Consider the following 20,663-nt stretch of genomic DNA (forward strand, 5'->3'; position numbering starts at 1 on the left):
AGCCTTTTCAGGCAAATTCAAGGCATTACACGCGTCTCGACAAAAGCTTCCAGATGCGGACGGATACGTTCCATTTCCGCCGCCAGTGAGGCGAACAATTGCAGGCCAGCAGCCCAGTCGATGACTTCCGCCATCATGTCGTTTTCGATACGTGCAGACAGGCTGCGCGCCTCCTCGGCATGGAACATCGCCACCAGGCTTTTCAGGGTATGGGCATGCATGCGGGCATCGACGGCGTCCTGAGCTTCGATGGCCTGCTTCAACCGCTCCAGGTGCCCCTGCCACTCGGCCAGCAGCATTTCAGCCATGGTTGCCAGCAGGTCAACATCGCCAAGATTATCCAGCGCCGCCTGCAGGTTGATCCCCGACACGTGCGGGCGCACACTCACCGGGCCGATCACCGAGACACGCAGCGGATCGTCACCACTCGCGCGCTCCAGCGCGGCATAAAGCACCTCGGGCCGCAGCGGCTTGGCGACGTAATCGTTCATCCCCGCCGCCAGGCAGCGCTCGCGATCGCTTTCCATGACATTGGCCGTCATCGCGATGATGTAGATCGGCTTCAATTCGTGCGAGATCACCCAGCTCCGGCGCATTTCGTGCGAACGAATGGCCTCGGTTGCCTCGATCCCGCCCATGACCGGCATCTGCATGTCCATCAGGATAATGTCGAAGCTTCCCTGATCGAACATGTCGACCGCTTCCGCCCCGTTGTTCGCCACCTTGACTTGATAGCCTTCGCGCTCAAGCAGGCGCAGGGCCAGTTCCTGGTTGACCGGATTATCTTCGACCAGCAGCACGCGCTGGCTGCGTACCGCCGCCCGCCCCGCCGGCGCATCGACGTCGAAAGGCTCGAGTTCGACGACCGCCTGTGCCGAACCAGAGACTTCGGCCAGCCCCAGCGCCACTTCCACATCGCCGCCACCCACCGGCTTGACCAGGTGCACCGCCACGCCGAGTTCGCGCAGGCGAGCCAGATCCTGGCGCTGGTTCTCAGTCGTCAGCATCACCATCATGCGTTCGCGCTGGCCGCCAAGGCGCCAGTTCTCGACCATGGCCATGCCGGCCGGGGCGGCCATGGCCGCATCGACGAACAGGTAGTCGAAGGGGAAATCCATGGCCCGACTCTTGTTCATGACTGCCGCCGCCTGCACCGGGTCGCTCACCAGCGAAACCTGCATCCCCATGCTCTCGAGCATGCCCTGCAGGCAGCGACCAGCAACCGCGCTATCTTCGACGATCAGGGCACGGCGACCACGATAGGCAGCAACAGGCGCCGATCCGACCACCGGCGCCGCCGGATCGGCGCGCAAGCCGACGGTGAAATGAAAAGTCGAGCCTTGCCCTTCCGCGCTCTCCAGCCAGATGCGCCCGCCCATCAGCTGCACCAGCTTGGCACAGATCGCCAGGCCGAGCCCGGTGCCGCCGTAGCGCCGGGTCGTGGACACGTCGGCCTGCGAGAAAGCATCGAAAATCGCCTGCTGCTTGTCAGCCGGCACACCGATACCGGTATCGCGGACCGACACCAGGATTTCGGTTTCCTTGATCGACGCCTTGCTGACCGACACCGATACCTCGACCTCACCGGCCTCGGTAAACTTGATGGCGTTGCCGACCAGATTGATGATCACCTGGCGCAGGCGGGTCGGGTCGCCGACCATGCGCCCCGGCACCTCCGGGCGGATGTCGACGACCAGTTCCAGGCCCTTGCGATGCGCATTGACGGCAACCACGCGGACCGCTTCGAGAACGACATCGTGCACCAGGAAGGAAACTGCCTCGACTTCCATGCGCCCGGCTTCGATCTTGGAGAAGTCGAGAATGTCGTTAACGATGGTCAGCAGGGATTCCGCCGACGATTTCACGGTTTTCAGGTAATGGCGCTGCTCGGCATCCAGTTCGGTATCGAGCGCCAGTTCGGTCATGCCGATGATGCCGTTCATCGGCGTCCGGATTTCATGACTCATGTTGGCCAGGAAAGCACCGCGGGCCTTGTTGGCCGATTCGGCCGACTCCTTGGCCGCGATCAGGGCCGACTCAGCCGCCTTGATCTGGCTGATGTCGCGTTGCAGGACCAGCATGCGCACCGGCTCGCCATCGGCATCACGGGCGGCGACTGCGCCACGGATCATGAACCAGCGCCAGGCACCATCCTTGGCCTTGAGGCGACATTCCAGCTCGAACCAACGATCCCGGCTGCTTGCATGGCGGGCAATCCTGGACTGCAGGTTGCGCAGATCCTCGGGGTGCAGCAGACGCTGCCACTGGACGATGGAATTATCGAGATCCTCCTGGAGATAACCCAGCATCTCCTTCCATTGCCGACCGGCATCGATGGAGCCGCTGCGCAGGTTCCAGTCCACCAATGCGTCGCCCGACAGGGCGGTGGTCCAGTTGTTCAGACCGGCATAGGCCACGTAGGAAGCATCGACCCGCTCGATCAGCTTCTCGACAGCCTGCGCCAGAACCTGCCCCCCCTGCTGCCGCGCTGACTCAAGCAACTGCCGCAGGGTGGCTTCGCCATCACCCCCGAACAATTCCTCAATCTGGCGCTGCAGCAGTCGGGATTTCATGGCTGTCAGCGGAAGCCGAGCACGTCCTGCATGTCGTAAAGACCGCTCTGACGGCCGAAAATGAAGCGTGCCGCGCGCAGGCTGCCCAGCGCGTAGGGCATGCGGCTACTGGCCTTGTGCGTGACTTCGACGCGCTCGCCGAGACCGCAGAACATGACCGTATGGTCGCCGACGATGTCGCCACCGCGTACCGTGGCAAAACCGATGGTCGACGGATCGCGCTCGCCGGTAACGCCTTCGCGACCATACACCGCGCAATCGTCAAGATCGCGACCCAGTGCGGCAGCAACGACTTCGCCCATGCGTAGCGCCGTACCCGAAGGCGCATCGACCTTCATCCGGTGATGGGCTTCGACGATTTCGATGTCGTAACCTTCATTGAGGATGCGCGCTGCCGTATCGAGCAACTTGAAAACCAGATTGACGCCGATCGCCATGTTCGGCGCAAAAACCACCGGCACATCCTTGGCGGCGGCGGCGATGGTGGCCTTGCCGGCCGCGTCGAAGCCGGTCGTGCCGATGACCATGGCCACACCCGCCTGACGACAGATTTCCAGATGCTCCAGCGTCCCTTCCGGGCGGGTGAAATCGATCAGGCAGTCAATCTGCTTCATGCCCGCAACCAGGTCGCTGATGACCACGACTTCGCTGTCCATGCCAACCAGCGCCCCGGCACTGGCGCCGATCACCGGGCTACCCGGGATATCGAAAGCGGCACCGAGAACCACCGAGTCATCCTTGAGGACGGCCTCGATCAACATGCGGCCCATGCGGCCGCCGGCACCGACGATGCCGATACGTGCTTTGCTCATTGCTTACAATCCAATACGGTTCATCATGCGCCGGAGGAAACCCGGCTCTTCGGGCGGCGGCAGGGGTTCCGCAGCACCATCCTCGCCGATCGAGCCGAGATCGACCATGCGCATTTTCGACACCGGCATCGTCAGCTCTTCGACCGAGGCCAGTTCAACATCGCCGGCGACGCGCTCAAGCTGTCCGTTGGCGTCGAAAAACACGGAAAACTTGCGCGACTGGACCTGGCCGCTACGCCCTTCACGGAAGCGATAGACGTAGTCCCAGCGGTCGCGGTGAAAAATATCGGTAATCAGGGGCGAGCCGAGAATGAAGCGCACCTGCTCCCGGGTCTGTCCGGGTTTCAGCTGGGCCACCATGTCCTGGGTCAGCACATTGCCCTGCTGGACATCGATCTTGTACTCGTTGATGAAACTCGGCTTGTACGAACAGGCTGTCAGCAGCACGCAGGCGGCGACAAGCAACAGGGAGCGGGAACGGCGCATGCGGATTTCCGGAAGTTTCGTATCGACTGTGAAGCGGTATATCATACCCGAAATCCTCACACTCCCAGCCTCGCAAAAAGAACAGGAATCCCCACGATGAGCGACCCGCAGAGCCTCAAGAGCATCGGCCTGAAAGCCACCTTTCCCCGCCTGAAAATTCTTGAGCTGTTCGAAAAGGGCACGATGCGTCACATGACGGCAGAAGACGTCTACCGCATGTTGCTGGCTGAAAACATGGACATCGGCCTGGCCACTGTCTATCGCGTGCTCACCCAGTTCGAACAGGCCGGCCTGCTGGAGCGCCACTTCTTCGAATCCGGCAAGGCCGTTTTTGAAATCAACCGCGGCAAGCACCACGACCACCTGGTCTGCATCGACTGCGGCAAGGTCGAGGAATTCTACGATCCGGAAATCGAACGCCGGCAGAACATGATTGCCGAGGAACGCGGCTTCAAGATCCAGGATCACGCGCTCTACCTCTACGCGCACTGCACCAAGGAAGCCTGCCCGAACCGTACCCAGGTTCCTGCCGACGATACCGCCGACCACTAAGAGTCACCGATGATTGAGGCAATTCCGCCGGGCAGCGGTGCCTGGCTGTCGTCGGTCGGCACCACTTTCCTGGTCATCGGCCTGGCCGAATTCGGCGACAAGAGCCAGCTCGTGTGCATGACCCTGGCCTCGCGCCATCGCGGCCTGCCGGTCGCGCTCGGCGCCATCGCCGCCTTTGCCGTACTCAACCTGCTCGCCGTGCTATTCGGTGCTGCTGTTGCCGCCTGGTTGCCGGGCTGGCTGGTAGCGCTGGCCGTCGCCGTGCTGTTCGCCGTTTTCGGGATCAGCGCCCTGCGCTACCGTGAAGAGGATGAGGACGAGGAAATCGAGGAAAAACCGGGGCACGGCATCTTCGCCACCACCTTCCTGCTGATCTTTCTGGCCGAATTCGGCGACAAGACCCAGATTGCCGTCGCCGGCCTGGGCAGCACCGGCAGCGCCGCCGCCATCTGGACCGGCGCCACGCTGGCGCTGGCCACCACCTCGCTGCTCGGCATCATCGCCGGCCGCCGCCTGCTCAACCGCTTGCCGCTGGTCTGGATTCACCGTGTCAGCGGCGTCTTCTTCCTGTTACTGGCCGCTTTCGCCGCCACCAAGGTGTTCGCCTAAGCGTCCAGGCGCAACAGCTCACGGGCGTGCTGCAGGGTGATATCGGTAATCTCGACGCCGCCCAGCATGCGCGCGATTTCCTGGACCCGGCCATCGTCGTCGAGTGCCTTGATCGCCGACAGCACGACGCCGTCGCGCCCCGCCTTGCTCACCTGCCACTGCCAGTCGGCCTGCGCCGCCACCTGCGCCAGGTGGGTAACGCACAACACCTGCCGCTCACGGCCGAGTTCGCGCAGCAGACGACCGACGATTTCGGCGACACCGCCGCCGATGCCGACATCGACCTCGTCGAAGATCAACGTCGGCACGCTGGCCGAGCGCGAAGTCAGCACCTGGATGGCCAGGCTGATGCGCGACAGCTCGCCGCCGGAAGCGACCTTGGCCAGCGGCCTGGCCTCGTTGCCAGCGAGACCGCCGATCCTGAATTCAACCTGTTCGAGGCCGTAAACCGCACCGCCATCGACCGGCAACAGCGCCACCTCGAAACGGCCTGAGGACAGCGCCAGCTGGCGCATGATCTCGCTGACCCGGGCGCCCATCTCGTCGGCAGCCTGGCGCCGTCCGGCCGACAGCCGCCCGGCGACTTCCAGATAGGCACTGCGCAGCGCATCGACACGCGCCTGCAAGCCTTCGAGATCGGCCGCCGCCGACAGTTCGGCCAGCCGCGCCTGCCAGCCGGCGAGCAGCGCCGGCAACTCGACCGGCGGCACCCGGTGCTTGCGCGCCTGGGTCATGACTGCGTCCATCCGCGCTTCTACTTCGGCCAGCCGCGACGGATCGAGATCGGCGCGATCAGCATAGCGGCGCAGCGTGGACACGGCGTCCGACAACTCGGCCTGGACCGAACCGAGCAGTCCGGCAACCTCGGCCAGCGCCGGATCGTAGTCGGCCAGCCCGGCCAGCCGGGTGGCGACGCGGTCGATCTGGCGCTCGCAGGCGGCGTCGTCCTCGGCGAGCACGGCCAGCGCGTACTGGGCGCCCTCGATCAGGCTGGCCGCATGGCCGAGGCGGCGATGCTCAAGGTCGAGTTCGGCCCACTCGTCGGCGGTGAAGGCCAGCGCTGCCAGTTCGCCAACCTGCCATTCCAGTTGTTCGCGCTCACGCAGTAGCGCTGCCGCCCCTTCGCTCGCGCTCCGCCAGGCCTGCTCGGCATCACGCCAGGCCTTCCAGGCGCCACCGACCTCGCGCGCCAGATCGCCCAGGCCGGCATGACCGTCGAGCAACTGGCGCTGCGCATCGGCGCGCAGCAGTGACTGATGGGCGTGCTGACCGTGAATATCGACCAGCCATTCGCCGACTTCGCGCAACTGCTGGACGGTCGCCGACGAACCATTGATCCAGGCGCGCGAGCGGCCGTTGGCGTCAACTACCCGGCGCAGCAGCAGCTCGTCGCCGACGTCGAGCCCATTTTCATCGAGCCAGGCGGCGACTTCGGGCACGGCGGCAACCTCGAAGGTGGCGGCGATCTCGGCCTTGTCGCAGCCGGCGCGGACGACGCCGGCGTCGCCGCGCTCGCCGAGCGCCAGGGCCAGGGCGTCGATCAGGATCGACTTGCCGGCGCCGGTTTCGCCGGTCAGCGTGCCGAAACCGGCGGAAAATTCGAGTTCGAGGCGGTCGACAATGACAAAGTCGCGCAGAGTCAGGTGGCGAAGCATGCTTATCCCTTGGGCCGCTCGCTCCACTGCAGCTTCTGCCGCAGCATGGCGAAGTAGCTGTAACCCGGTGGATGCAGGAAACAGATGGTGTGTTCGGAACGGCGCAGACGGACGCTGTCGCCGGTCTGCAGGTCGAGCGTCAGCTGACCGTCGAAGTGCACCCGCGGGTCGTCGGCGTGAGTGACGCGCAGTTCGATGTCGGCGTTGTCATTGACGATCACCGGGCGGTTGGTCAGCGCGTGCGGGCACAGCGGCACCAGCGCGATGCCGGTCAGCGTCGGATGCAGGATGGGGCCGCCGGCCGACAGCGAATAGGCGGTCGAACCGGTCGGCGTCGACACGATCAGGCCGTCGGAGCGCAGGTTGTAGATGAACTCGCCGTCGATGAACAGTTCGAATTCGATCATGCGGCCGATCGCGCCCTTGTCGATGACGACATCGTTGAGCGCCATGTTGGTCGCCAGCTCCTTGCCGTCGCGGATCACCTCGGCCGCCAGCAGCATGCGGTTCTCGCGCAGGAAACGGCCGTCGAGCAGGTCGTCCATGCAACTGAGCATGTCCTGGCGGGCGATGTCGGTCATGAAACCGAGCCGGCCCTGGTTGACGCCGACCAGCGGCACGCAGTAGCGGGCCAGTCGGCGCGCCGCGTTGAGCATGGTACCGTCGCCGCCCAGGACGATGGCAACGTCGGCGTGGGCGCCGATGTCGTTGAAGCCGCAGGTGACCCAGCGCGACAGATCGACCAGCTTGCCGATGTGTTCGGCGGTCTCACGCTCGACGAAGACCGAGACGCCGCGCTCGTGCAGGTACTCAGCCAGGCGTCGCAGCGATTCGGCGATTTCCGGGCTGTGGTACTTGCCGACGAGGGCGATGGTTCGGGGTTGGCGCAGGCGGTTCATGGGTGCGAATTCTTGCATAAAAAACGGCTTGCCGTGCCGCCGCCGCTTTTGGGTAGAATCCACGCCATGCTTGATGATCGCTCGCGCACCCTGCTCAAGGCCCTGGTCGAACACTATATTGCCGACGGGCAACCGGTCGGCTCGCGCGCCTTGTCGAAATTTTCCGGCCTCGACCTGTCGCCGGCGACGATCCGCAACGTCATGGCCGACCTCGAGGAAGCCGGCTTCGTCGCCAGCCCCCACACCTCGGCCGGACGGGTGCCGACGGCGCGCGGCTACCGCTTGTTCGTCGACAGCCTGCTCACCATGCAACCGCTGGAGGCCCGCCAACGCGGCGAAATTCAGGAAGCACTGCATGGCCTGCCGTCAAACCAGGTCATTGCCAACGCCTCGCAACTGCTGTCCAGCCTGACCCATTTCGCCGGCGTCGTCATCGCGCCGCGCCGCGCCGCCAACCGCATCCGCCAGATCGAATTCCTCAGCCTGTCGGAAAAACGCATCCTGCTGATCATCGTCACCACCGACGGCGACGTACAGAACCGCATTCTGAGCAGCGACAAGGCCTACACGCCGTCTGAGCTAGTCACCGCCGCCAACTACCTTAACCAGAATTTCGCCGGCCTCGATTTCGAGCAGATCCGCCAGCGCCTGGCCGGCGAAATCCAGCAATTGCGCGAGGACATCAAGCCGCTGATGACGCTGGCGCTGGAAGCAGGCGACGCCGCGCTGTCGGAAAACGCTCAACCCTATGTCATTTCCGGCGAAAAGAACCTGCTCGATGTCGAGGAGTTGTCGTCGAACATGAAGCGCCTGCGCGAACTGTTCGAACTTTTCGAGCAGCGCTCCAGTCTGATGCGGCTACTCGATATTTCCAACCGCGCCGAAGGCGTCAAGATCTTCATTGGCGGCGAATCCGGCATCGCCACCCTTGACGAGTGCAGTGTCATCGCTGCCCCTTACAGCGTCGACGGCCAGATCGTCGGCTCGGTCGGCGTCATCGGACCGACCCGGATGGCCTACGAAAGGGTCATTCCCATCGTCGACATCACCGCCCGACTGCTGTCTTCAGCCCTCTCCTACAAAAACGACAACTGATGCCCCGCTTCCAGCCCGAACCGCCCTACCGCCACGGCACACCTGCCGGCACCGCGATCATCCTGGCCAACCTCGGCACGCCCGAGGCGCCGACCGCGCCCGCCTTGCGCCGTTACCTCAAGCAGTTTCTCTCTGATCCGCGCGTCGTCGAAATCCCCAAGGCGCTGTGGTGGCTGATTCTGAACGGCATCATCCTAAATATCCGGCCAAAGAAATCCGCCGCCAAGTACGCCACCGTGTGGACCGACGAAGGTTCGCCGCTGCGCGTGCACACCGAGCGCCAGGCCAAGCTGCTCAAGGGACTGCTCGGCGAGCGCGGCCACCGGGTCGACGTCGCCTGGGCAATGCGTTACGGCCAGCCCTCGGTCGGCGCCGTACTCGATCGCCTGAAAGCCGCCGGCTACCGGCGCATCCTGATCGTGCCGATGTACCCGCAGTACGCCGCCAGCACCACCGCCACCGTCGTCGACGAAGCCGCCCGCTGGCTGCTGCAGACGCGCAACCAGCCGGAGATGCGTTTCCTGCGCAACTACCACGACGACGCCGGCTATCTGGCGGCGCTCGAAGCCAGCGTTCGTCGCCACTGGCAGCAAGTCGGCCCGCTGGCCGACGGCGACCGGCTGCTCATGAGCTTCCACGGTCTGCCCAAACGCAGCCTCGACCTTGGCGACCCTTACTTCTGTGAATGCCACAAGACCGGCCGCCTGCTCGCCGAACGCCTCGGCCTGCGCGACGATCAGTACCAGATCTGCTTCCAGTCCCGCTTCGGCAAGGCCGAATGGCTGCAGCCCTACACCGCGCCGACCCTGCATGCCTGGGGCCAGGCCGGCGTGCGCCGGGTTGACGTGATCTGCCCGGGCTTCTCCGCTGACTGTCTGGAAACGCTCGAAGAAATCGCCCAGGAAGGCCGCGAAGACTTCCTTGCCGCCGGCGGCAAGGCATATCACTACATCCCGGCGCTCAACGAGGAACCAGACTGGATCGCCGCCCTCGCCGATCTCGCCGAACGCCATCTGGCTGGCTGGGAGACCCGGGCAGCGGATGACCCGCAAGCGCTCGCCAAGAGTCTGAGCGAAGCCAGAAAATACGGAGCAGCATCTTAATTTTCCGGCGCGCCTGCCGTTAACAATGTGTCAGACACATTGCCGGGAGGCCACCATGAAAATCGCCAGCGCCGAACTGCAGTTGGCCTCATCGCACAGCAGCATGCAGCGTCACGAGGTCAGTGAATCGCTGCGCGCCTGGGTTGGGCCCCAGCGCCCAGATTTCGAAGGCCGGGGCACGAACAATCCGACGCCGGCCCGCCCGCAAGTGGTCATCTCCGAGGCCGGCAAGGCCGCAGCGGCGAGCAGCATCGACCAGGACATCGAAGACCGCATCGACGAAGATCCGCGCATGCTGCTGATGCGCCTGATGCTCGAAGCACTGACCGGCAAGTCGACCCGCATCTTCGATGCGCGCGAACTCGCGGACCGCTCCCGTCCGGTCGATGTCCCAGCCTCGCCGGGCAACGCCGGTGGTCAGAATACGAACGCCCCGGCCGGTTTCGGCATCGAATACGACTATCACGAATCCTATACCGAACTTGAAGCCACCAGCTTTACCGCCAGCGGCACCGTCAAGACCGCCGACGGTAAGGAAATCCGCTTCGACGTCACCCTGATGATGTCGCGCGCCTATCACGAGGAAAGTTCGATCAGCCTGCGCCTGGGCGATGCGGCGCGCAAGGTCGATCCCCTGGTTCTCAACTTCTCGGGCAACGCCGCCAGCCTGCTGGATCAACGCTTCTCCTTCGACCTCGACAGCGATGGCAAGGAAGAGCAGATTTCCCGCCTGGCCAGTGGCAGCGTCTACCTGGTCTTCGATCGCAATGGCGACGGCAAGATCAACAACGGCAGTGAAATGTTCGGCCCGAATTCCGGTGACGGCTTTGCCGAACTGGCACAGCTCGACGACGACGGCAACGGCTGGATCGACGAGAACGACGAGGCCTGGCAGAAGCTGAGTCTGTGGCAGCCCGATGAAAAAAATGGTTCAGGCGAGCTGAAATCCTTGAGCGAAAGCGGCGTTGGCGCGATCGCGCTGGCGCGCGTGGCGACGCCATTTGACCTCAAAGGAAACACGAATACGCTTTTTGGACAAATTCGCACTTCAGGAATTTTTTTGCATGAGAATGGCGCTGCTGGCACAATCCAACAAATAGACTTGGCCGTCTGAGACAAACTGACCAAGTCGTCACAACAAGGGTTGATAAAAATGCCGCGCTTTGCCGACTTGAAAATCTGGGTTCGCCTGACTGCCGCCATCTGGGTTGTTCTTGCACTGATCTGGGCCGGAGCCATCGTCTGGATGACCAACGTCAATCGCGAAACCGCGATCAACCAGGCCAAGGATTTCTCGCAGAGCATTCACGAAATGACCATGGCCGGCCTGACCGGCATGATGATTACCGGCACCGTCGATCAGCGTGAGGTCTTCCTTGACCAGATCAAGCAGCTGTCGATCATCAAGGACCTGCACGTCGCCCGCAGCGAAGCCGTGATCAAGCTGTACGGCCCTGACACCAAGAGCAACCGCGAACTCGACGCGCAGGAGCAGAAGGTGATGCGCGAAGGCAAGCCTTACATCGCCGTCGAACATGAAGCCGGCAGCTCCTTCCTGCGTGTGATCAACCCGACCAATGCCTCACCCAACTATCTCGGCAAGGACTGCATCGTTTGCCACCAGGCCCCGGAAGGTACCGTCCTCGGTCTGGTCAGCATGAAGGTTTCGCTCGACTCGGTCGAGGCCGAAGTCGCCAGCTTCCGCCTGAAGATTGCCGGCGCCGCCCTCGGCGCCCTGGGCGCACTGCTGCTGATCATCTACTTCCTGACCCACCATTTCGTCACCGTACCGCTCGACCACCTGCGCAGCGGCCTGCGTGACATCGCCCGCGGCGAAGGCGACCTGACCCGTCGCCTGCCGGTCAAGGGACGGGATGAGGTCGGTCAGTCGGCCCAGGTATTCAACGAAATGATGGGCAACTTCCAGCAACTGGTCAGCCAGGTCCGCGATGCCGCGACTCAGGTTTCGGCCCGGGTTGCCGCGCTATCCGACAGCGCCGACCGGGTTTCCCAGAGCTCGCATCAGCAGAACGAAAAATCCAACGACGCAGCCTCTGCCGTCGAACAACTGGTTTCCAGCATCTCGTCGATCGCCCAGAGCGCCGAGCATGTCCAGCACCAGTCGCAGGAAAGCCTGGCCCGCGCCAACGAAGGCAGCCGCAACCTGCAGACCCTGCTCGGCGAAATGAACGTTGTCGAAGGCGCGGTCAAGGAAATGGCCGACTCGGTGAACAACTTCGTGCGCAACACCGAAGCCATCACCATGATGACCCGCGAGGTCAAGGACATTGCCGAGCAGACCAACCTGCTGGCGCTCAACGCCGCCATCGAGGCCGCCCGCGCCGGCGAACAGGGCCGCGGCTTCGCCGTGGTGGCTGATGAAGTCCGCAAGCTGGCCGAAAAGTCCTCGCGCTCGGCCAGCGAGATCGACACCATCACCGCCAGCCTGAGCGCCCAGTCGGTTGCCGTCCGCCGCAGCATCGAGGCCGGCATCCACCACCTGGAAAGCAGCCAGGCCGCCGTCGCTTCGGTCTCCAGCGTCCTGCAGGCGACCAACGGCTCGGTCAGCGAAGTCGGCCAAGGCCTCGACGCCATCGCTGCCGCCACCGAGCAGCAACGGCGCTTCTCCGGCGATGTCGAAACCAGCATCGAAGCCATTGCCGGCATGGCGCGCAGCAATACCGGCGCCGTCGAGCAAACGGCCGGTGCGGCACACGACCTCAAGCGTCTGGCCGATGGCCTGGCCAATCTGGTTGGCCGTTTCAAGGTCTGATTGTCAGGGCCCCGGCAGCGCCTTCGGCCTGCCGGACTGGATCAGTCGGGCGCCAGTTCGAGGTTGAAACCGCTGCCGTACTGAGAGCTTTTCTCCGGCTCAAGCGCCGCCTGCCCAAGACTGGCGGCAATCTTGTTCACCTCGCGCATGCGCTGGATCATCTTCGCCAGCAAGACGTTACGCATGCGCTCGACCAGCTCCTCCGACGACAGGGCCAGCGCGGCCGCATTGATTTCGAGGAACAGCGTCGGCTCGAGCGAAACCACGGTGGCGTGGCGCAGATCGCTCGACGGATGCAGGAAAGCCACCTCACCGACCGGTTCGCCGGCTGACAGCCGGCACAGGGCCTTGCCGGCGATCGAGATTTCGACGCAACCGGAAATGATGATCCCGAACAGTTTGTTGTTGCTGCCCTCGCGGATCAGCGCAACGTTCGGTGCAATTTCCCGCCACACGGAAACCCGCAACACTTCCCACAGTTCGATGTTCTCGAACTCGGTGAAGAACTGCAGCCGCCGCAACTGCTCGAAGCGACGGTTGTCCTGCTCGGTCTGGTCCTCTTCGAGCATCTGGTAACGAACGGCGGAAAGGTCCTTGGCCATTTCCGCTCCGTTCCGGTAGCGGCTGTAGAGGTCCTTCTCCAGCGCCTTGCGCAGGACGGCGTTGAGTCCTTCGGGCAGGTTCGGATTGAGCGAGGTGACCGCCGGGGCATCGGTGTTGACGATCTTGTACACCAGCGTCGCCTGGTTGTTCGCCCGGAACGGCAAGCGCCCGGTGAGCAACTGGAACAGCACCACGCCCAGCGAGTAGAGATCGGTCTTCTGATTGAGCGGATAGGCCTTGATCTGCTCGGGCGACATGTAAGCGGGCGAGCCGACCCCCATGATGAAGGTCGAGTCGCGGTCCATGTCCTTGTTCATGTTCAGGGCCAGGCCGAAATCGGCGATCTTGGCTTCGTCGTTGGCCGCAACCATGATGTTGGCCGGCTTGATATCGCGATGGATGATGCCCTGCCGATAGGCAGCATCGAGCGCCATGCAGCACTTGAAGATGATGCCGATGACCCGGTGCATGGGCAGCAGCTTGTCGATCCGGCAGTGCTGCTCAAGGCTGAAGCCGTCGACGTATTCCATCGCCAGATAGGCAAAATCGTCCTCGACCACGGCATCGTAGACGCGCACGATGTTCGGATGATCTAGCCGCTTCGAGACCATGCCTTCATTCTGGAACAGCTTGCGCATGCGCCGCGACATGGCGGCACAATCCTGGCCGAAACGGATGACCTTGACGGCCACCTGACGGTCTTCATCCGGGTCGTCACACAGGTAGACCGTGGCGGTCGCGCCCTTGCCCAACTCTCGAATTACGCGGTATTTGCCTATTGTTTCCATGGCCGACAATCTGAGGATGCCCTGCTGCCCGGATGCTAGCACGGGCGCCGCAGCAGCACTGTAAACAAGTGTGATCAAAAAGTTCCCGAAAGACTCTTGAAAACCAGCGAAGGACCCCCAACTGTTTCGACAGTCTTTTTGGAGAAACGTGCATGTCCAATCCGGAAACCCCGCAGGAAAACCAGCCTGACATCGAAGTCAATGACGCAGCACCGCAGGAATCGCATACCGACACCCTGCCCAGCATCGAAGAACAGATTCGCAACCTCGAACTCAAGGTCGCCGAGACCCACGATGCCTGGCTGCGCGCCAAGGCCGAAGGCGAGAACATCCGCCGCCGTGCCCAGGAAGACATCAGCAAGGCGCACAAATTCGCCGTCGAGAAGTTCGCCGGCGAACTGCTGGCCGTCAAGGACAGCCTGGAAGCCGCGCTGGCGGTTCCGGAACAGACCGTCGACAGCTTCCAGTCCGGCGTCGAGCTGACGCTCAAGCAACTGGTTGCCGCCTTTGAAAAGAACGCGCTGATCGAGGTCAATCCGGCTGGCGAGAAGTTCGACCCGCACAAGCACCAGGCGATCGGCATGGTCGATTCCGACCAGGAAGCCAACACCGTCGTCACCGTCCTGCAAAAGGGCTACCTGATCGCCGACCGCGTGCTGCGTCCGGCGCTGGTCATGGTCGCCAAGGGCAAATAATCCACTTGAAATCCGGGGCGACGCCCCCACTTCACGAACATCGGTAATTCACTTTCAGGAAAGAACATCATGGGCAAGATCATCGGTATTGACCTCGGCACCACCAACAGTTGCGTCGCCATCATGGAAGGCGGCACCCCCAAGGTCATCGAAAACGCAGAAGGTGCGCGCACCACGCCGTCGATCATCGGTTACACCGAAGACGGCGAGATCCTGGTCGGCGCCCCGGCCAAGCGCCAGGCGGTGACCAACCCGAAGAACACGCTGTACGCAGTCAAGCGCCTGATCGGGCGCCGCTTCGAAGAAAAGGAAGTGCAGAAGGACATCGCCCTGATGCCGTTCAAGATCACCAAGGCCGACAACGGCGACGCCTGGGTCGAAGCCCGCGACAAGAAGATCGCACCGCCGCAAGTTTCCGCCGAAGTGCTGCGCAAGATGAAGAAGACCGCCGAAGACTACCTCGGCGAGGAAGTCACCGAAGCTGTCATCACCGTGCCGGCCTATTTCAACGACAGCCAGCGCCAGGCCACCAAGGACGCCGGCCGCATCGCCGGTCTGGAAGTCAAGCGCATCATCAACGAACCGACCGCTGCTGCGCTGGCCTTCGGCATGGACAAGGTGTCCGGCAAGGACAAGAAGATTGCCGTCTATGACCTCGGCGGCGGCACCTTCGACATCTCGATCATCGAAATCGCCGACGTCGATGGCGAAAAGCAATTTGAAGTTCTGGCCACCAACGGCGACACCTTCCTCGGCGGCGAAGACTTCGACCAACGCCTGATCGACTACATCATCGATGAATTCAAGAAGGAATCCGGCACCGACCTGAAGAAGGACGTGCTCGCCCTGCAACGCCTCAAGGAAGCCGCCGAAAAGGCCAAGATCGAGCTGTCCTCGAGCCAGCAGACCGAAGTCAACCTGCCCTACATCACCGCCGACGCCTCCGGCCCGAAGCACCTGGCACTGAAGATCACCCGCGCCAAGTTCGAGTCGCTGGTCGACGAACTGATCGAGCGCACCGTCGCCCCGTGCATCACCGCACTCAAGGACGCCGGCTGCAAGATTGGCGACATCGACGACGTGATCCTGGTCGGCGGCCAGTCGCGCATGCCGAAGGTGCAGGAGAAGGTCAAGGAAGTGTTCGGCAAGGAGCCGCGCAAGGACGTCAACCCGGATGAAGCCGTCGCCGTCGGCGCCGCCATCCAGGGCGGCGTGCTGCAAGGCGAAGTCAAGGACGTGCTGCTGCTCGACGTCACCCCGCTGTCGCTCGGCATCGAAACCCTGGGCGGCATCATGACCAAGCTGATCCAGAAGAACACGACGATCCCGACCAAGGCCTCGCAAGTCTTCTCGACCGCCGATGACAACCAGGGCGCGGTGACCATCCACGTCCTCCAGGGCGAACGCGAAGTCGCTTCCGGCAACAAGAGCCTCGGCCAGTTCAACCTGGAAGGCATCCCGCCGGCCCCGCGCGGCACGCCGCAGATCGAGGTCATCTTCGACATCGACGCCAACGGCATCATGCACGTTACCGCCAAGGACAAGGCCACCGGCAAGGAAAACAAGATCACCATCAAGGCCAACTCCGGCCTCAGCGAAGAAGAAATTCAACGCATGGTCAAGGACGCCGAGCTGCACGCCGAAGAGGACAAGAAGGCGCACGAACTGGCCGATGCCCGCAACCAGGCCGACGGCATGGTGCACATGGTCAAGAAGTCGCTGACCGAATACGGTGACAAGCTCGACGCCGCCGAGAAGGAAGCCATCGAAGCCGCGATCAAGGACGTCGAGGACGTGTTGCGCGACGGCGACAAGGACGTCATCACTGCCAAGACCGAAGCCCTGTCGGCCGCCGCCCAGAAGCTGGGGGAGAAGATGTACGCCCAGCAGCAAGCCGAAGGCGCCGCCGCCGGCGCTGCCGGTGGCGAACAACCGAAGGAAAAGACCGTCGAAGGCGATGTCGTCGATGCCGAATTCACGGAAGTGAACAAGGACAAGAAGGCTTAAAACGGACGCCTGCGCGCCGTTTTAAGTGGCCGGATCAAAGCGGACGCCCCGGCGCCGCTTGATCCGGCCTTTGTGCAGTAACTGACGGGAACCAGTCATGTCTAAACGCGATTTTTACGAAATTCTCGGCGTCAACCGCGACGCTGCGGACGACGAAATCAAGAAGGCCTACCGCAAGCTGGCCATGAAGTACCACCCCGACCGCAACCCGGACAATCCGTCGGCCGAGGAAAAATTCAAGGAAGCCAAGGAGGCCTACGAAATCCTGTCGGACGCCCAGAAGCGCGCCGCCTACGACCAGTACGGCCATGCCGGCGTTGACCCTCAGGCGGGCATGGGTGGTTTCGGCGGCGGCGGTGGCGGCGGCTTTTCCGACGCCTTCGGCGGCATCTTCGACGAAATTTTCGGCAATCGGGGCGGCGGCGGTGGCGGCCGTTCGAATATCTATCGCGGCGCCGACCTGCGTTACAACCTGGAAATCACCCTCGAACAAGCCGCCCACGGTACCGAGACCAAGATCCGCATCCCGACCATGGAGGAGTGCGATGTCTGCCACGGTTCCGGCGCCAAACCGGGCACCCAGCCGAAAACCTGCCCGACCTGCGGCGGCTCCGGTCAGGTGCGCCTGCAACAAGGCTTCTTCTCGATCCAGCAGACCTGTCACAAGTGCCACGGCACCGGTCGCTTCATCGCCGACCCTTGCAAGAACTGTGGTGGCGCGGGTCGCATCAAGCAGCACAAGACGCTGGCGGTGAAAATCCCGGCCGGCGTGGATGAGGGCGATCGCATCCGGCTCGCCGGCGAAGGTGAGCACGGCGTCAACGGCGGCCCACCGGGCGACCTCTACGTACAGATCCACCTCAAGCAGCACCCGGTGTTTCAACGCGACCACAACGACCTGCATTGCGAGATGCCGATCTCCTTCACTACCGCTGCGCTCGGTGGCGAAATCGAAATTCCGACACTGGACGGCGCCGCTGCCATCAAGATTCCGCCGGAAACCCAGTCCGGGCGGGTCTTCCGTCTGCGCGGCAAGGGCATCAAGGGCGTGCGCAGCCATACGCATGGCGACCTGATGTGCCATGTCGTCGTCGAAACGCCGGTCAACCTGACCGACCGCCAGAAGGAATTGCTGCGCGAACTGGAAGAGTCCAGCAAGGACACCGACCACAAGCACAACCCCAGGGCCAAGTCGTGGATGGCCAAGGTGCGTGAGTTCTTCGGTGAATAAGTAGTCCGGCAGGACAGTCGCGGCACATTGTGTCGCCGCGACTGTCCTGCTTTGCCTTTCCACTGCTAGAATCACAGCAGGTTTCAGGGAGAGGAACGACAGCATGAGAGTTTTCAAGAAATTTGCCGCGGCCTGTGCCATGGCGCTTTCCACGGTTTGCTGGGCAGACCCCGGCCTGACCGACACCAGCATCACCATCGGCATGTCCGCCCCCTTCTCCGGGCCCAACGGCGCCTACGGCGAGGACATGCGGCAGACCATCCAGTCCTATTTCGAGCAACTGAACAAATCCGGCGGCATCAATGGCCGCAAGCTGCAACTGGTTGCGCTCGACGATGGCTACGAAACGGAACGCACGGTTGCCAACACGCGCAGCCTGATCAACGAAAAGAACGCCTTCGCCCTGCTCTCGTTCTATGGATCGAGCCCGACCACCGAGGCCATGAATTCGGTCTTCGGGCCGGCCAAGGTGCCGCTGGTCGGCACCATTTCCGGCGCCGAGACACTGCGCCAGCCGATCTCGGCCAATCCGAATTCGCGCTACATGTTCCACGTCCGCGCCAGCTATGCGGATGAAACCGAAGCCATCGTCAATCAGATGGTTTCGATCGGCCTGCGCAGCATCGCGGTCTTCTACCAGAACGACGGCTTCGGCAAGGCCGGCCTCGACGGTGTCACTGCCGCGCTGAAAAAGCACAACCTGACGCCCTCGGCGATTGGCACGGTCGAGCGCAATTCGCTCAACGTCAACGCCGCTGTCCAGTCGATTGCCAAGGGCAATCCGCAGGCAGTGGTCATGGTCACGCTGTACAAACCAACTGCAGCTTTTGTCCGGGCCATGAAGCGCGCCGGACAGAATCCAATGTTCATGACCCTGTCGCCGGTCGGCACCGAACAACTGGTCCAGGAACTGGGACCGGAAGCCCGCGGCATCGGCATTTCCCAGGTCGTTCCCTACCCCTGGAACGACATCGTGCCGGTCGTCCGCGATTACCAGAAACTCGGCGCCAAGGGCGGCAACTACTCCTACTACGGACTGGAAGCCTACCTGACCGCGCGCACCATGGTCGAAGGCCTGCGCCGCGCCGGCCGCGACCTGTCGCGCGAAAAACTGGTCACGGCCCTCGAGTCGATGAACGGCACCGATTTCGGCGGTTACCGCGTCAACTATTCGGGTACGGCGCGTCACGGCTCACGCTTTGTCGAACTGACCGTGATCGGCCCGGGCGGCAAAGTCCTGCGCTGAAACAGTCGCAATACCAATGAAAACGGCCCGCATCAGCGGGCCGTTTTCATTTCCGGGACGCTAGTTCAAGCCCGGCGCCAGGTGGTTCCCTGCGGACTGTCGTCGAGAACGATGCCGGCGGCCTTGAGTTCGTCGCGAACCCGGTCGGCAGTGGCGAAATCGCGGGCCTTCTTGGCTTCGGCACGCTGCACGATCAGCGCCTCGATTGCAGCTTCATCCAGGCCACCCGCAGCCGGACCGGCGCGCAGGTAGAGCAGTGGCTCGCGCTCGAGCAGACCGATGACGCCACCGAGCGCCTTGAGCAAGCCGGACAACTCGCCCGACTTCTGGCGATTGGCCTCGGCGGCCAGTTCGAACAGCACCGCAATCGCCCCGTGCGAATCGAAGTCCTCGTTCAGCGCAGCGGCGAAGCGAGCGGCATGCGCCTGCGCCCAATCGATCTCGACCAGCTTGGGCGGCACGTCACGCAACGTGAAGTAGAGGCTGTCGAGCGAACGCTTGGCGTCGTCGAGATGGGCATCGGAGTAGTTCAGCGGACTGCGGTAGTGCGCACGCAGGATGAAGAAACGAACGACTTCAGCATCGTAATTCTCGAGCACGGTGCGGATGGTGAAGAAATTGCCCAGGGATTTGGACATCTTCTCGTTGTCGACCCGCACGAAACCGTTGTGCATCCAGTAATTGACGTAGCTGCAGCAGTTGGCGCCCTCGGACTGGGCAATTTCGTTCTCGTGGTGCGGGAATTGCAGGTCCTGGCCGCCGCCATGGATGTCGAAGTGTTTGCCGAGCAGCGACGAACTCATTGCCGAGCACTCGATGTGCCAACCCGGCCGTCCATCGCCCCAGGGCGATTCCCAGGCCGGCTCGCCCGGCTTGGCATGTTTCCAGAGCACGAAATCGAGCGGGTCCTGTTTGGCATTATCGACCTCGACCCGTTCGCCGGCACGCAGATCGTCGAGCGACTTGCCCGAGAGCTTGCCGTAGCCGGGGAACTTGCGCACCGCGTAATTGACGTCGCCGTCGGCGGCCTGGTAGGCCAGTCCCTTGCTTTCCAGCGCGCGGATAATCTCCTGCATCTGCGGCACGAACTCGGTCGCCCGTGGTTCATGATCGGGACGCAGCACGCCCAGGGCGTCGGCGTCCTCGTGCATGTAGGCAATGAAGCGATCCGTCAATTGCTGGATCGTTTCGCCGTTCTCCAGCGCCCGCTTGATGATCTTGTCGTCGATATCGGTGATGTTGCGGACATAGGTGACGTCGTAGCCCGAGGCTTTCAGCCAGCGATAAACCATGTCGAAAACCACCATCACCCGCGCATGCCCCAGATGACAATAGTCATAAACCGTCATCCCACAGACATACATGCGAACCTTGTTGGCTTCGATCGGTTCGAAAATCTGCTTCTCGCGCTTGAGTGAGTTGAATATCTTTAGCATGACGGAATGAAAAGAAGTGCAGGGATGCCTTTGCAAACCTATGGCATCTCGCGCTTCTTTGATAGAATTGGGCGATTGAAAACCTCGGAAATTATAGCAC

Annotated in this window: 17 protein-coding genes; 10 read left to right on the forward strand and 7 right to left on the reverse strand. The window is 62.8% G+C overall.

Annotation, left to right across the window (positions count from 1 at the left end):
- Positions 1–17: 17 nt before the first annotated feature.
- Genes AADV58_RS14400 through AADV58_RS14410 form a run of 3 tightly spaced genes read right to left on the reverse strand, consistent with a single transcriptional unit; the run spans position 18 to position 3,871 of the window.
- A complete protein-coding gene (locus AADV58_RS14400) occupies positions 18–2,573 on the reverse strand; it encodes a response regulator (protein WP_341743501.1) in 2,556 nt (851 codons plus the stop codon).
- A 5-nt stretch (positions 2,574–2,578) separates the two neighbouring features.
- Positions 2,579–3,385, reverse strand: coding sequence for a 4-hydroxy-tetrahydrodipicolinate reductase (dapB, locus tag AADV58_RS14405; RefSeq protein ID WP_028994569.1), 807 nt, complete (start codon positions 3,383–3,385; stop codon positions 2,579–2,581).
- A gap of 3 nt (positions 3,386–3,388) precedes the next feature.
- Complete coding sequence (locus AADV58_RS14410; RefSeq protein WP_051295343.1) at positions 3,389–3,871, reverse strand: outer membrane protein assembly factor BamE; 483 nt, start codon at positions 3,869–3,871, stop codon at positions 3,389–3,391.
- Between the two features lie 96 nt (positions 3,872–3,967).
- Here AADV58_RS14410 and fur point away from each other — a divergent pair, with 96 nt between their 5' ends.
- Both fur and AADV58_RS14420 read left to right on the forward strand, forming a co-directional pair.
- Complete coding sequence (fur, locus tag AADV58_RS14415; RefSeq protein WP_028994568.1) at positions 3,968–4,423, forward strand: ferric iron uptake transcriptional regulator; 456 nt, start codon at positions 3,968–3,970, stop codon at positions 4,421–4,423.
- A gap of 9 nt (positions 4,424–4,432) precedes the next feature.
- Positions 4,433–5,032 carry a TMEM165/GDT1 family protein gene (locus AADV58_RS14420; RefSeq protein WP_043420943.1) on the forward strand — a complete coding sequence of 200 codons (600 nt, stop codon included), beginning with the start codon at positions 4,433–4,435 and terminating at the stop codon, positions 5,030–5,032.
- Here the strand turns inward: AADV58_RS14420 and recN are convergent.
- The gene (gene recN, locus AADV58_RS14425; protein WP_028994566.1) at positions 5,029–6,687 is read right to left on the reverse strand and encodes a DNA repair protein RecN; all 1,659 of its coding nucleotides are present in this window, start codon (positions 6,685–6,687) and stop codon (positions 5,029–5,031) included. The genes AADV58_RS14420 and recN overlap by 4 nt on opposite strands.
- Before the next feature lie 2 nt (positions 6,688–6,689).
- Positions 6,690–7,604 carry an NAD kinase gene (locus AADV58_RS14430; protein ID WP_081700124.1) on the reverse strand — a complete coding sequence of 305 codons (915 nt, stop codon included), beginning with the start codon at positions 7,602–7,604 and terminating at the stop codon, positions 6,690–6,692.
- 48 nt (positions 7,605–7,652) lie between these two features.
- On the opposite strand from AADV58_RS14430, the gene hrcA reads away from it, so the two are divergent.
- Genes hrcA through AADV58_RS14450 form a run of 4 tightly spaced genes read left to right on the forward strand, consistent with a single transcriptional unit; the run spans position 7,653 to position 12,557 of the window.
- Positions 7,653–8,681 (forward strand): heat-inducible transcriptional repressor HrcA, encoded by a 1,029-nt coding sequence (gene hrcA / locus AADV58_RS14435; protein WP_028994564.1) that lies wholly within the window; start codon positions 7,653–7,655, stop codon positions 8,679–8,681.
- Complete coding sequence (gene hemH / locus AADV58_RS14440) at positions 8,681–9,784, forward strand: ferrochelatase (protein WP_028994563.1); 1,104 nt, start codon at positions 8,681–8,683, stop codon at positions 9,782–9,784. The genes hrcA and hemH overlap by 1 nt, the downstream gene beginning before the upstream one ends.
- A gap of 55 nt (positions 9,785–9,839) precedes the next feature.
- Positions 9,840–10,898, forward strand: a complete 1,059-nt coding sequence (locus tag AADV58_RS14445; protein ID WP_341743502.1) for a VCBS repeat-containing protein — start codon at positions 9,840–9,842, stop codon at positions 10,896–10,898.
- A gap of 39 nt (positions 10,899–10,937) precedes the next feature.
- On the forward strand, positions 10,938–12,557 hold the full coding sequence (locus tag AADV58_RS14450; RefSeq protein WP_281983313.1) for a methyl-accepting chemotaxis protein: 1,620 nt from the start codon (positions 10,938–10,940) through the stop codon (positions 12,555–12,557).
- A 41-nt stretch (positions 12,558–12,598) separates the two neighbouring features.
- Here the strand turns inward: AADV58_RS14450 and AADV58_RS14455 are convergent, their stop codons facing one another.
- Complete coding sequence (locus AADV58_RS14455) at positions 12,599–13,948, reverse strand: protein kinase domain-containing protein (protein ID WP_043420941.1); 1,350 nt, start codon at positions 13,946–13,948, stop codon at positions 12,599–12,601.
- A gap of 152 nt (positions 13,949–14,100) precedes the next feature.
- On the opposite strand from AADV58_RS14455, the gene grpE reads away from it, so the two are divergent.
- The 4 genes from grpE to AADV58_RS14475 all read left to right on the forward strand — a co-directional run bounded on the left by grpE (position 14,101) and on the right by AADV58_RS14475 (position 19,127).
- Positions 14,101–14,643, forward strand: a complete 543-nt coding sequence (gene grpE, locus AADV58_RS14460; RefSeq protein WP_028994559.1) for a nucleotide exchange factor GrpE — start codon at positions 14,101–14,103, stop codon at positions 14,641–14,643.
- 69 nt (positions 14,644–14,712) lie between these two features.
- Positions 14,713–16,650 (forward strand): molecular chaperone DnaK, encoded by a 1,938-nt coding sequence (gene dnaK, locus AADV58_RS14465; RefSeq protein ID WP_341743503.1) that lies wholly within the window; start codon positions 14,713–14,715, stop codon positions 16,648–16,650.
- A gap of 97 nt (positions 16,651–16,747) precedes the next feature.
- Entirely contained in the window at positions 16,748–17,881 is a 1,134-nt protein-coding gene (gene dnaJ / locus AADV58_RS14470; protein ID WP_281983320.1) for a molecular chaperone DnaJ, read from the forward strand.
- 103 nt (positions 17,882–17,984) lie between these two features.
- Complete coding sequence (locus AADV58_RS14475) at positions 17,985–19,127, forward strand: ABC transporter substrate-binding protein (RefSeq protein WP_341743504.1); 1,143 nt, start codon at positions 17,985–17,987, stop codon at positions 19,125–19,127.
- 65 nt (positions 19,128–19,192) lie between these two features.
- Here AADV58_RS14475 and cysS read toward each other — a convergent pair whose 3' ends face one another.
- Positions 19,193–20,563, reverse strand: a complete 1,371-nt coding sequence (cysS, locus tag AADV58_RS14480; protein ID WP_341743505.1) for a cysteine--tRNA ligase — start codon at positions 20,561–20,563, stop codon at positions 19,193–19,195.
- Positions 20,564–20,663 lie beyond the last annotated feature (100 nt).

This window comes from Azonexus hydrophilus, from assembly GCF_038368255.1.
In the GTDB taxonomy this organism is placed as follows: domain Bacteria; phylum Pseudomonadota; class Gammaproteobacteria; order Burkholderiales; family Rhodocyclaceae; genus Azonexus; species Azonexus hydrophilus.